Origin of the sequence: Pseudomonas sp. efr-133-TYG-103a, from assembly GCF_030209235.1 — a bacterium.
Lineage (GTDB): Bacteria > Pseudomonadota > Gammaproteobacteria > Pseudomonadales > Pseudomonadaceae > Aquipseudomonas.
Genome location: NZ_JARVSK010000008.1, coordinates 49,155 through 61,389 on the forward strand (window position 1 = coordinate 49,155; position 12,235 = coordinate 61,389).

The following is a 12,235-nucleotide window of genomic DNA, read 5'->3' on the forward strand; positions in this document are numbered from 1 at the left end:
TGTCGCTAGCTTAGCCTGTTGCCAGCGCTGGTTGAAGCGCTGGCGCGTGGGCGGTTACATATGTTTACTCCTGCGCCTCGACCACGCCTTGATCTTCACCCAGAAAGCCGCCGCTCTGGTGTTGCCACAGCCGTGCGTAGGTGCCGTTCCTGCCGAGCAATTGAGCATGGGTGCCTTGCTCGATGATGCGCCCGTTCTCCATGACGATGAGCCGGTCCATCGCCGCGATGGTCGACAGCCGATGGGCGATGGCGATGACCGTCTTGCCCTGCATCATTTCGTCGAGGCTTTCCTGAATGGCGACTTCGACTTCCGAATCCAGCGCGCTGGTGGCTTCGTCCAGCAACAGGATCGGCGCGTTCTTGAGCATCACCCGGGCGATCGCGACACGTTGACGCTGGCCGCCGGAAAGTTTGATTCCACGCTCGCCCACCAGCGTGTCGTAGCCGGAATGCCCCTGGCGGTCGCTGAGCTGACTGATGAAGCCATCGGCCTGCGCGTTGGCCGCGGCGCGGCGGATCTGTGCATCGGTGGCGTCGGGGCGACCGTAGGCAATGTTGTCGCGGATCGAGCGGTGCAGCAGGGACGTGTCCTGTGTGACCATGCCGATGGCGCTGCGCAGGCTGTCCTGCGTCACCTTGGCAATGTCCTGGCCGTCGATGCTGATCCTGCCACCGTCCACATCGTAGAAGCGCAGCAGCAGATTGATCAGCGTGGACTTGCCGGCGCCCGAGCGACCCACCAGCCCGATTTTTTCACCCGGCCGGATCGACAGGCTCAGCCCGTCGAGCACCTGGCGCTCGCCGTTGTAGTTGAAACTCACGTTGTCGAAGGTCACCGCGCCGCCTGCGGGCACCAGCACGCGGGCATCGGCGGCATCCTGCACCTTGGGGCCTTTGGTCAGCGTTGCCATGCCGTCCTGAACGGTGCCGATGTTCTCGAACAGCGAGGTCATCTGCCACATGATCCAGTGCGACATCCCATTGATACGCAGCGCCATGGCCGTGGTCGCCGCCACCGCACCGGTTCCCACTTCGTCCTGATGCCACAACCACAGTGCATAGCCGCCCGCCGCCATGATCAGCCCGACCACCAGCGCCTGATTGACGATTTCGAACTGGCTGACCAGACGCATCTGGCGAAAACCGGTCTGTTTGAAATCCTCCATCGCGGCCCGCGCAAAATGCGCTTCCCGTCTGGAGTGGGAGAACAGTTTCACCGTGGTGATGTTGGTGTAAGCATCGGAGATGCGACCGGTCATCGACGATCGTGCGTGGGCTTGCTCCTGTCCGACCTTTCCCAGGCGCGGCACGAAGTACCCCATGGCTAATCCGAACAGCACGATCCAGGCAATGAACGGCAGCATGAGCTTCAGCGCGAAGCCACCCGCCAGCGCAATGATCGCGATGAAGTACACGCCGATCCCCGGCGCGATTTCGATAATGGTGAACAGCACCTCGCGCACCGCCAGCGCGGTCTGCATCACTTTGGTGGTCACCCGGCCGGAGAATTCATCGGAAAAGAACGACAGGCTTTGTCGCAACATCAGCCGATGAAAATCCCAGCGCAAACGAAGGGGCAGATTGATAGCCAGCACTTGGTGCTGCACCATCGTGCGCAGCGCCACCAGGCCGATGCTGGTGATCAGCACGATGCCGATGCCCCACAACACGCGGCTTTCCTGTCCGGCTGCTTCGCCGCCTGCCTTCCAGACCGAGAGCAGATCGACCACCTGGCCGAGGAAGGAAAACAGCCACGCTTCGTAGATCGACACTGCAGCGCTAAGCAGCGCAAGGGCGAGAATGTAGCGCCGCGCCCCTCGTGTGCAGGCCCAGAGAAACCGTGCCAGCCCGTCCGGGGGCGGCGGAACCTCATCAGGCGGGAAAGGGTCGAGCCATCGTTCAAAGATGCGAAGCATGGGGATTTCCGTAGTCCGTAGACAGTCAGTGGAGGCAATTCTGCCATTGATCGGACAGTCTGAGTGGGGCAGCGCCCCGGCGAACCCGCCATTTCTCCCGCCGCGCCTGGGTGATCAGCGCGTTCAGGCATCCGTGGAGGGAATAAATCGCAGCACGCCAGAGAGCGGATTACCCGCTGTTCCTTTTCTGTCTGAAGGGTGATTGACGCCATCGTTCACTGGAACTTCGGCAAAGTCGAAAGGGCTGACTCCGGCCAGGCACGCTGCATTGACGCCGAGCTGATCGGGATTGGAGCGCCGCCGGTGATGCGTGTAAATCCCGCACGTGCCGCAGAAATAGTGCTTGGCGGTGTGGGTATTGAATTGATAGAGCGTGAGGGCGTGCTCACCCGCGACGAGGCGAAAATCATCTTGAGTCGCCGTGACGACGACCGCTCCTCGCATACGGCAATAAGAGCAATCGCAACGGCGCGCAGTCGCCAGACCACCGCTGAGCGTGACCCGGAACTGCACGGCGCCGCAGTGACAGGAGCCTTCGAATTCAGTCTGGTTTTTGTCCATGATGATGCCTCGAGATAAGCCGGGACTGGATCGTATCAGCCCGTGATGAAGCAGTTGAAGAGGCAAGCCGCGGCACAGAAAACGTTTCGGCGTCACGGCGCCCGGCAGATTGCTGTACCGCCTCGCCAGTCTTCGGCAATGACCGGTTGTGACATGGTCACCCATGCCGGGCGACGCCGTTGCTCGGTGACACTTCGCCTCGTCCTCGTGGCCGGGTATGCTCGGCGTTTGTCTGCCAAGCGGTTGCTGAGGGTGTAAATGGATCAGGGTAACAATGAACGACCTGCCCAACAGGTGGTTTCCTCCTTGCAGCCCCAGGCTCACGAATTTCCGACCGACACCTCGGAGCGTCTGCAGCTTGCGCTGGACGCCGGTGCGATCATTGGCACCTGGGTGTGGGACATCACCCGTGATTGCGTGACCGCCGACGAACGATTTTCCCGGTCCTTCGGCTTGTCCGCCGAAAGCTGCAAGGCCGGCATTCCCATCGCCGAGGCCTTTTCCTCGATCCACCCTGACGACGTGACGCGCGTGGCGGCCGACATCCAGGAAGCGATGGGGCGCGGCGGGGCGTACCGTTGTGAGTATCGCGTGCGCCAGGAAGACGGCCGTTATCGCTGGGTCGAAGCCAATGGCCGGGCGGAACTGAACGCCCAGGGACAACCCGTGCGCTTCCCGGGCGTGCTGATGGACATCGAGTCGCGTCGCGCCGCGGAAGCCGAGCGAGACCGAATGTCGGCGTTGCTGCGCACCTTTACCGCCGCGGTGCCGGGCGTGGTCTACGCCAAGGATCTTGAGGGGCGCATGCTGGTTGCCAACCATGGCACGACCGAGCTGATCGGCAAACCGCCTGAATTTTATCTCGGCAAGACCGACCTGGAATTCCTCGAAGATAAAGATCAGGCGCGTCAGGTCATGGAGACAGACCAACGCATCATGCGCAGCGGCAAAGCCGAGCAGATCGAGGAGCGCGTCGACATGCCCGATGGCTCAGCCACGATATGGCTGTCGGCCAAGGCTCCGTTGCTCGACGCGGCAGGCGAGGTCATCGGTCTGATCGGGTCGTCGATCGACGTGACCGCACGAAAATCCGCCGAAACGGCGCTGCGTGATCTCAATCGCACGCTGGAGGCACGCATTGCCCAGGCCGTGGCCGAGCGCGAAGCGGCAGAAGCCGCATTGCGTCAGTCACAGAAAATGGAAGCCATCGGCCAGCTCACCGGCGGCATCGCCCACGACTTCAACAACCTGTTGGCGGGCATCACCGGCAGCCTGGATTTGATCAAGTTGCGCCTGCATCAGGGCCGCAGCGCAGATGTCGAGCGTTATGTGTCGGTGGCGTACGGCGCCGCCCAGCGTGCTGCGGCGCTGACCCATCGGCTGCTGGCGTTCTCCCGTCGACAGACCCTGCTTCCGGTGCACACCGATGTGCATGTCCTGATTGCGGAAATGGAGGAGTTGATCCGGCGTACCGTCGGGCCGACCATTGAGCTGGATGTCGAACTCATGGCGCAATCGAGCACATGCCTGGTGGACCCGGCGCAGGTGGAAAACTCCTTACTCAACTTGTGCATCAATTCCCGCGATGCGCTGCCTGCAGGCGGCAAAATCTCCATCCGCACCTGCAATCATGAATTGGAGGCGGGGCTTGGGCTCGACCCGGAACTGCCGCCGGGCACCTACCTGACGATCTCGGTCGCGGATAATGGCGCGGGCATGAGCCCTGACACGCTGGCCAAGGCGTTCGAACCGTTCTTCACCACCAAACCGGTGGGGGCGGGAACCGGGCTGGGGCTGTCCATGGTGTACGGCTTCGTCCGCCAGTCGGGTGGGCAGGTCAGCATTCAGTCGGACGAAGGCCGTGGCACGACCGTCTGCCTGCAACTGCCGTATCACCCGGCCGAGGTCGCGGCAGGCGCCGAGGTCGACGCTGAGTCTCTGCCCCTGACGGTTGCGTCGGGCGAGACCGTGCTGGTGGTGGATGACGAGCCGACGGTGCGGATGTTCGTCAGCGAGGCGCTGGGCAATCTGGGCTACGTGGTCGTTGAAGCCGCCGACAGTCAGGCCGGCTTGCAACTGTTGCAATCGGATGCGCCCATCGATCTGCTCGTCACCGACATCGGCCTGCCGGGTGGGATGGATGGCAGACAGATGGCTGAAGCAGGACGGGGCAACAGGCCGGGTCTGCCGGTGCTGTTCATGACCGGCTACGCGCAGCCGCTGGTGCCGGATCAGCAACCGCTGGACCGATCGACGACGGTGCTGACCAAGCCTTTCGCGCTGGAAGAGTTGATTGCCCGCGTCGGCACGTTGCTGGGCCGGTCGTGACGGGCACATGAGGGTGAGCAGCACGGCGCTTATCCCGGACTGAACGGAGCGCCCGCATTTCCAGCCGGATCACGTCTGTCATCGACACGCCTGTCATCGAATAGCCCCCATCGGCCGGGTATCTCAGGTAGAATGCGCGCCCGGTTTTTGGAGAAGCTCATGACCCTGCTCAAATTCAGCGATGTGTCCCTTGCGTTCGGCGCCATGCCGTTGTTGGACAAGGTGTCCTGGCAGATCGCCCGTGGTGAGCGGGTCTGCATCATCGGCCGCAACGGCACAGGCAAATCCAGCATGTTGAAGCTGGTCAAAGGCGTGCAGTTGCCTGACGACGGCAGCGTCTGGCGCGCCCCCGGTCTGAAGATCGGCGAGTTGCCGCAGGAGCTGCCGGTGGCCGATGGCCGTACCGTGTTCGACGTGGTCGCCGAAGGCCTCGACGGTGTCGGCGCGCTGCTCGCCGAATACCATCACCTGAGCCAGAACATCGTCACCGCGGAGGACCTCGACAAGCTGATGCACGTGCAGTCGGACCTTGAAGCCCGTGACGGCTGGCGCCTGCAGCAACTGGTCGACAGCACCCTGAGCCGGCTTCAGTTGCCGGCCGACAAGACCCTGGCCGAGCTTTCCGGTGGCTGGCGCCGTCGCGTGCTGCTGGCCCAGGCGCTGGTCTCCGAGCCTGATCTGCTGCTGCTCGACGAACCGACCAACCACCTGGACATCGGCGCCATCGCCTGGCTCGAAGAAGCGTTGAAGGAATTTCAGGGCGCCGTGCTGTTCATCACCCACGACCGTTCTTTCCTGCAAAACCTCGCTACGCGCATTCTGGAACTGGACCGTGGCGGCCTGATCGACTGGAACGGCGACTACGCCAGCTTCCTGGTGCACAAGGAAGCGATGCTGGCGGCGGAAGAAACCGCCAACGCGCTGTTCGACAAGCGTCTGGCGCAGGAAGAAGTGTGGATTCGCCAGGGTATCAAGGCGCGGCGGACCCGTAACGAAGGCCGCGTGCGTGCGCTCAAGGCGCTGCGCGTCGAGCGCAGCGAACGTCGCGAGCGCACCGGCAAGGCAAACATTCAGCTCGACACCGCCGATAAATCCGGCAAGCAGGTGATGGTGCTGGAGAACGTCAGCTTCGCCCACCCGGGTGGCCCGACGCTGATCAAGGACTTTTCGATGGTGCTGCAGCGTGAAGACCGCATCGGTCTGCTCGGCGCCAACGGCACGGGCAAGACCACCTTGCTCAAGCTGATGCTCGATAACCTCAAGCCCACCAGCGGCACGGTTGAAGTGGGTACGCGTCTGGACGTTGCCTATTTCGACCAGTTGCGTCACCAGCTCGATCTGGAAAAAACCGTGATCGACAACGTCGCCGAAGGTCGCGATTTCATCGACATCGACGGGCAGAGTCGCCACGTTCTCAGCTATCTGGGGGATTTCCTGTTCAGCCCGCAGCGTGCTCGCACGCCGGTCAAGGCGCTTTCTGGCGGTGAGCGCGCGCGTCTGCTGCTGGCCAAACTGTTCAGCAAACCGGCCAACCTGCTGGTGCTGGACGAACCGACCAACGACCTGGACGTCGAGACCCTCGAGTTGCTTGAAGAGGTCTTGCTGACTTTCAAGGGCACCGTGCTGATGGTCAGCCACGACCGGGCATTCCTCGACAACGTCGTCACCAGCACGCTGGTGTTCGAAGGCGAGGGCAAGGTGCGCGAATTCGTGGGTGGCTATCAGGACTGGCTGCGTCAAGGTGGCTCGCCGCGGCTGTTGGGCGTGACCGAGAGCAAGTCCGGCAAGACCGAACTGAATTCGGCGATCGTCGAGCCTGTGGCAGCGCCTGCCCCCGTACAGGAACCGGCGCCCGCCACCAAGAAGAAGCTGAGCTACAAGCTGCAGCGCGAGCTGGAAGCGCTTCCGGGCGAGATCGATGCCAAGGAGCAGCGGATCGCGGCTGTCGAGGCAGAAATAGCCGACCCTGGCTTTTACCAGCGTCCGGCTACCGAAACCGCCAAGGTGCTGGCGTCCCTGGAGCAGCTGACCAAGGAACTCGACGCACTGGTCGAGCGCTGGGCCGAGCTGGACGAATAACTCAGTAACGTCGTGCAACAAAAAAAGCCCGGACCCCCATCAAGGGTTCGGGCTTTTTGATGCGTCAGGAATTACTCGGCGCGTTTGACCAGACGCACGGCCAGTACATCGCACGGCGCGCCGTGCAGCACGTCATTGGCAGTGGAGCCCAGCAGCAGTGACAAGCCGTGACGGCCATGGCTGCCCACGACGATCAGATCGACGTGATGCTCTTTGGCCAGGTTGTGGATTTCCTGACGAGGCTGGCCATAGGTCAGATGGCTGTCGCCGGTGTGTACATCCGGGTACTTCAGCTTGAGTGCTGCAAGCTTTTCCTTGGCCTGATCGAATTGCTGCTGCTGCAATTGCGACAGGTCCATGGGTACATCGCCGCCAAAGGCCATGGCCATGGGTTCGACAATGTGTACCAGCGACAGCTTGGCGTTGGTCCCCACGGCCAGCTTGATGGCCTTTTTGATAACCGGATCGCACTCTTCAGTGAGGTCCACGGCTACCAGGATATGTTCATAGGACATGGGATGTTCCTTCTGAGGTTTGCGATGGTTTTGATTATGGCTCTTTTCACGCGCCCCTGGCACGCCGTTATGCTTTGTTTGCCACATATCGCGGCAGGGGCATAGACATATGACGGTGTGGATAGTGCTGTCAATCATTGCCGTGGTGTTGAGCCCCCTGGTTTGGCTGCGCCCGTCGCGTTCGCAGAGCGGAAGAATGGCCATGCGCATGGAGGCGCGGCGCATGGGGCTGGCGATGCAGTTGATTCCGCAGGAATGGCCCCATTGGCTGCCGACCGAGCCACCGAGCCCGTGCGCCCAATACCATAGGCCGCGCGCGGGACGTGATCCGGACGTCTGGGTGTACTGGCAGATGGCGCCCGGAACATGGGTCAATCAGTGGCGTGAGCCTTGCGCCGATGCGCGTTTGCAGGCGCAATTCGAAACGTTGCCGGCGGACGTCTATAAGGTCGAAGCGGGCAAGCAGTTGATCGCGCTGTACTGGGCCGAGAAGGGCGAAACCCAGGTGCTGGAGAGAATCGCTGCGGTGCTCAAGGCGCTGGCGTGAGGTCGCGCAGGAGCTCGGCAAATCGCGGGCATTAAAAAGCCCGATAGCAACATCGGGCCGGGGTTGGCCAGGCAGGCCGATAATTCGTGACGCTTTGCGGTGCAACGCCGCAAAAGACGTGCAAATTCGTTTCACGGCATTTCCGAAAACGACCCGTCTTGATGCGCAGTGCGCTGAATGTAGACCTTATTGGTGCATTTGTCTGCTGCGGATCCAATTATTTTTGACGTTTATACCTTCAGCCGTAACTTCCACTGTTTTAGTCAGGCGTGCCGAGTCCCTGTGCTGATCACTGCGCTGAATGGCGCCTGATCACAGGTGTCTTTTACCTGCGATTTGCCGGTTTTGCCCGCTGTCTGCCGAATTGACAATTGTTGGAATATGGCTGAAGGTAGGCGCACCCAAATCAAACGGGCGTATGAATTGAGCGTTTGCCGTAGGAATGCTCTGACAGACGCTCGAATCGTGTCGACGGGGTGCCTGGCGTTTGGTGTCGCATGGCCGGAAAGGTCAGGTGATTCGCCGGATTTCAGCGTCTGACGCGTATTGTTCAGCTTCCATATCGTGGAGATCAGTTGATGATTTACGAAGGTAAAGCCATCACGGTTAAGGCTCTTGAAAGTGGCATCGTCGAATTGAATTTCGACCTCAAGGGTGAGTCCGTCAACAAGTTCAACCGCCTCACCCTCAACGACCTGCGTCAGGCTGTCGAAGCCATCAAGGCTGACGGCTCGGTCAAAGGAGTTATCGTCACCAGCGGCAAAGACGTGTTCATCGTCGGCGCCGACATCACCGAATTCGTCGACAATTTCAAGCTGCCGGACGCCGAACTGGTGGCCGGTAACCTCGAAGCCAACAAGATCTTCAGTGATTTCGAAGACCTGAATGTCCCGACGCTCGCTGCCATCAACGGTATCGCCCTGGGTGGCGGTCTGGAAATGTGCCTGGCGGCCGACTTTCGGGTGATGTCCGCCACCGCCAAGATCGGCCTGCCCGAAGTCAAGCTGGGTATCTACCCGGGCTTCGGCGGCACCGTTCGCCTGCCGCGCCTGATCGGCGTCGACAACGCCGTCGAGTGGATTGCCTCCGGCAAGGACAATCGCGCCGAGGATGCCCTGAAAGTGGGCGCCGTCGATGCGGTGGTCGCGCCGGAAAAGCTTCAGGAAGCGGCACTGGACCTGATCAAGCGCGCCATTTCCGGCGAGTTCGATTTCAAGGCCAAGCGTCAGCCCAAGCTGGACAAACTCAAGCTCAACGCCATTGAGCAGATGATGGCGTTCGAAACCGCCAAAGGTTTCGTCGCAGGCCAGGCCGGTCCGAACTACCCGGCACCTGTCGAAGCGATCAAGACCATTCAGAAAGCCGCCAACTTCGGCCGTGACAAGGCGCTGGAAGTCGAAGCGGCCGGTTTCGTGAAGATGGCCAAGACCTCGGCGGCCGAGAGTCTGATCGGCCTGTTCCTGAACGATCAGGAACTGAAAAAGAAAGCGAAGATTTACGACGAAGTCGCCAAGGACGTGAAGCAGGCGGCTGTGTTGGGCGCAGGCATCATGGGCGGCGGCATCGCCTATCAGTCGGCCGTCAAAGGCACGCCGATCCTGATGAAAGACATCCGCGAGGAGGCCATCGAACTGGGTCTGGGCGAAGCGTCGAAACTGCTGGGCAAACGCGTCGAAAAAGGGCGTCTGACCCCGGCGAAGATGGCCGAAGCGCTCAACGCGATTCGTCCTACGCTGTCTTACGGCGATTTCGGCAACGTCGACCTGGTCGTTGAAGCCGTCGTCGAAAACCCGAAGGTCAAACAGGCCGTGTTGTCCGAAGTGGAAGGGCAGGTTGCCGAAGGCACCATTCTGGCCTCCAACACCTCGACCATCTCCATCAGCCTGCTGGCCAAGGCGCTCAAGCGTCCTGAGAACTTCGTCGGCATGCACTTCTTCAACCCGGTGCACATGATGCCGCTGGTCGAAGTGATCCGTGGCGAGAAGTCCAGCGAAGTCGCCGTGGCGACGACCGTGGCCTACGCCAAGAAGATGGGCAAGAACCCGATCGTGGTCAACGACTGCCCGGGCTTCCTGGTCAACCGTATCCTCTTCCCGTACTTCGGCGGTTTCGCCAAGTTGGTCAGCGCCGGCGTCGACTTCGTGCGCATCGACAAGGTCATGGAAAAGTTCGGCTGGCCAATGGGCCCGGCTTACCTGATGGACGTGGTCGGCATCGACACCGGTCATCATGGCCGCGACGTCATGGCCGAGGGCTTCCCTGACCGCATGAAAGACGATCGCCGCTCCGCTGTGGACGCGCTGTACGACGCCAATCGCCTGGGCCAGAAGAACGGCAAGGGCTTCTACGTCTACGAGACCGACAAGAAGGGCAAGCCGAAGAAAGTTGTCGACGCTTCCGTGCTCGAAGTGCTCAAGCCGATCGTCTACGAACAGCGCGACGTCACCGACGAAGACATCATCAACTGGATGATGATCCCGCTGTGTCTGGAGACCGTGCGCTGCCTGGAAGACGGCATCGTCGACACCGCGGCCGAGGCTGACATGGGCCTGATCTACGGCATCGGCTTCCCTCCGTTCCGCGGCGGTGCGCTGCGCTATATCGACTCGATCGGTGTGGCTGAATTCGTTGCCCTGGCTGACCAGTACGCTGATCTGGGCGCTCTGTACCACCCCACTGCGAAGCTGCGCGAAATGGCCCGTACTGGCCAGCGCTTCTTCGGCTAAGTGCCCAACGAACAGGTGAGAATATGAGCTTGAATCCGAGAGACGTCGTGATTGTCGACTTCGGTCGTACTCCGATGGGCCGCTCCAAGGGCGGCATGCACCGCAACACCCGCGCCGAAGACATGTCGGCGCACCTGATCAGCAAATTGCTGGAACGCAACAGCAAGGTCGACCCGGCCGAAGTCGAGGACGTGATCTGGGGGTGCGTCAACCAGACCCTGGAACAGGGCTGGAACATCGCGCGCATGGCCTCGCTGATGACCCAGATCCCGCACACGTCCGCTGCGCAGACCGTCAGCCGCCTGTGCGGTTCGTCCATGAGCGCGCTGCACACCGCCGCCCAGGCGATCATGAGCAACAACGGCGATGTGTTCGTCATCGGTGGCGTCGAGCACATGGGGCACGTCGGCATGATGCACGGTGTCGATCCGAACCCGCACATGTCGCTGTATGCCGCCAAGGCATCGGGCATGATGGGCCTGACCGCGGAAATGCTCGGCAAAATGCATGGCATCACCCGTGAAGCCCAGGATGCGTTCGGCGTGCGTTCGCACAAGCTGGCGCATCAGGCGACCGTGGAAGGCAATTTCAAGGATGAAATCATCCCGATGCAAGGGTATGACGAGAACGGCTTCCTGAAGATGTACGACTTCGACGAAACCATTCGTCCGGAAACCACGCTCGAAAGTCTGGCGGCGTTGAAGCCAGCCTTTAACCCGAAAGGTGGTACCGTGACCGCCGGCACCTCGTCGCAGATCACCGACGGCGCGTCCTGCATGATCGTCATGTCGGGTCAGCGGGCGATGGATCTGGGGATCGAGCCAATGGCCATCATCCGTTCGATGGCGGTGGCGGGCGTGGACCCGGCGATCATGGGTTACGGTCCGGTTCCGGCGACGCAGAAAGCGCTCAAGCGCGCGGGTCTGAGCATCGGCGATATCGACTACTTCGAGCTCAACGAAGCGTTCGCTGCGCAGGCCTTGCCAGTGCTGAAAGATCTGAAAGTGCTCGACAAGATGGACCAGAAGGTTAACCTGCACGGCGGCGCCATCGCCCTGGGTCACCCGTTTGGTTGCTCCGGAGCCCGTATTTCCGGCACCTTGCTCAATGTCATGAAGCAGAAGGGCGGCACTTTGGGTGTTGCAACGATGTGTATCGGCCTTGGACAAGGCATCTCCACCGTGTTCGAACGCGTTTAACCGGTGTGAGTGTGCAAGCCGGGGCCATGTGCCCCGGCTTTTGTTTTTCTCCGGAAATGTTTTTTTGAAAGTTTTTTCGCGTCAATCCTCGAGGTCCGCACCATGCCGTTACAGCCAGGTCTCTATCGTCACTACAAAGGTCCCGAGTACCGTGTTTTCGGTGTCGCGCGCCATTCCGAGACGGAAGAGGAAGTGGTGTTCTATCAGGCGCTGTATGGCGAATATGGCTTGTGGGTACGCCCTTTGAGCATGTTTCTGGAGTCGGTCGAGGTTGACGGGGAGCAAGTGCCGCGCTTTGCTTTGGTCCAGGCCGAACCTGATCTTTTTTCAAGGGGATAAGGCGAGACCTTGCAGTAGCCTCT

The 12,235-nt window shown here is 61.1% G+C and carries 9 protein-coding genes; 6 read left to right on the top strand and 3 right to left on the bottom strand.

Annotated features, from left to right (window positions below; genetic code table 11):
- Nucleotides 1-64: 64 nt before the first annotated feature.
- Complete coding sequence (locus QRN36_RS06915) at nucleotides 65-1,918, bottom strand: ABC transporter ATP-binding protein (RefSeq protein ID WP_285423366.1); 1,854 nt, start codon at nucleotides 1,916-1,918, stop codon at nucleotides 65-67.
- Nucleotides 1,919-2,041: 123 nt separating this feature from the next.
- A complete protein-coding gene (locus QRN36_RS06920) occupies nucleotides 2,042-2,479 on the bottom strand; it encodes a GFA family protein (protein ID WP_285423367.1) in 438 nt (145 codons plus the stop codon).
- A gap of 258 nt (nucleotides 2,480-2,737) precedes the next feature.
- On the opposite strand from QRN36_RS06920, the gene QRN36_RS06925 reads away from it, so the two are divergent.
- Both QRN36_RS06925 and QRN36_RS06930 read left to right on the top strand, forming a co-directional pair.
- A complete protein-coding gene (locus QRN36_RS06925) occupies nucleotides 2,738-4,807 on the top strand; it encodes a PAS domain-containing sensor histidine kinase (RefSeq protein WP_285423368.1) in 2,070 nt (689 codons plus the stop codon).
- A gap of 159 nt (nucleotides 4,808-4,966) precedes the next feature.
- Complete coding sequence (locus QRN36_RS06930; RefSeq protein ID WP_285423369.1) at nucleotides 4,967-6,886, top strand: ATP-binding cassette domain-containing protein; 1,920 nt, start codon at nucleotides 4,967-4,969, stop codon at nucleotides 6,884-6,886.
- A 71-nt stretch (nucleotides 6,887-6,957) separates the two neighbouring features.
- On the opposite strand, the gene QRN36_RS06935 is transcribed toward QRN36_RS06930, so the two are convergent.
- Nucleotides 6,958-7,401 carry a universal stress protein gene (locus QRN36_RS06935; RefSeq protein WP_285423370.1) on the bottom strand — a complete coding sequence of 148 codons (444 nt, stop codon included), beginning with the start codon at nucleotides 7,399-7,401 and terminating at the stop codon, nucleotides 6,958-6,960.
- Between the two features lie 109 nt (nucleotides 7,402-7,510).
- On the opposite strand from QRN36_RS06935, the gene QRN36_RS06940 reads away from it, so the two are divergent.
- From QRN36_RS06940 to QRN36_RS06955, 4 genes are all read left to right on the top strand, one after another.
- On the top strand, nucleotides 7,511-7,948 hold the full coding sequence (locus QRN36_RS06940; RefSeq protein ID WP_285423371.1) for a hypothetical protein: 438 nt from the start codon (nucleotides 7,511-7,513) through the stop codon (nucleotides 7,946-7,948).
- 578 nt (nucleotides 7,949-8,526) lie between these two features.
- Nucleotides 8,527-10,674 carry a fatty acid oxidation complex subunit alpha FadB gene (gene fadB / locus QRN36_RS06945; RefSeq protein ID WP_285423372.1) on the top strand — a complete coding sequence of 716 codons (2,148 nt, stop codon included), beginning with the start codon at nucleotides 8,527-8,529 and terminating at the stop codon, nucleotides 10,672-10,674.
- A 23-nt stretch (nucleotides 10,675-10,697) separates the two neighbouring features.
- Complete coding sequence (fadA, locus tag QRN36_RS06950) at nucleotides 10,698-11,873, top strand: acetyl-CoA C-acyltransferase FadA (protein WP_285423373.1); 1,176 nt, start codon at nucleotides 10,698-10,700, stop codon at nucleotides 11,871-11,873.
- A gap of 102 nt (nucleotides 11,874-11,975) precedes the next feature.
- Nucleotides 11,976-12,212: a DUF1653 domain-containing protein gene (locus tag QRN36_RS06955; RefSeq protein WP_285423374.1), complete on the top strand. Its 237-nt coding sequence runs from the start codon at nucleotides 11,976-11,978 to the stop codon at nucleotides 12,210-12,212.
- The last annotated feature ends 23 nt before the right edge of the window (nucleotides 12,213-12,235 follow it).

Coding starts and splice junctions, on each gene's coding strand:
- QRN36_RS06925 (WP_285423368.1), top strand. CDS start 2,738: ATGGATCAGGGTAACAATGAACGACCTGCCCAACAGGTGGTTTCCTCC.
- fadB (WP_285423372.1), top strand. CDS start 8,527: ATGATTTACGAAGGTAAAGCCATCACGGTTAAGGCTCTTGAAAGTGGC.
- QRN36_RS06940 (WP_285423371.1), top strand. CDS start 7,511: ATGACGGTGTGGATAGTGCTGTCAATCATTGCCGTGGTGTTGAGCCCC.
- QRN36_RS06930 (WP_285423369.1), top strand. CDS start 4,967: ATGACCCTGCTCAAATTCAGCGATGTGTCCCTTGCGTTCGGCGCCATG.
- fadA (WP_285423373.1), top strand. CDS start 10,698: ATGAGCTTGAATCCGAGAGACGTCGTGATTGTCGACTTCGGTCGTACT.
- QRN36_RS06915 (WP_285423366.1), bottom strand. CDS start 1,918: ATGCTTCGCATCTTTGAACGATGGCTCGACCCTTTCCCGCCTGATGAG.
- QRN36_RS06920 (WP_285423367.1), bottom strand. CDS start 2,479: ATGGACAAAAACCAGACTGAATTCGAAGGCTCCTGTCACTGCGGCGCC.
- QRN36_RS06955 (WP_285423374.1), top strand. CDS start 11,976: ATGCCGTTACAGCCAGGTCTCTATCGTCACTACAAAGGTCCCGAGTAC.
- QRN36_RS06935 (WP_285423370.1), bottom strand. CDS start 7,401: ATGTCCTATGAACATATCCTGGTAGCCGTGGACCTCACTGAAGAGTGC.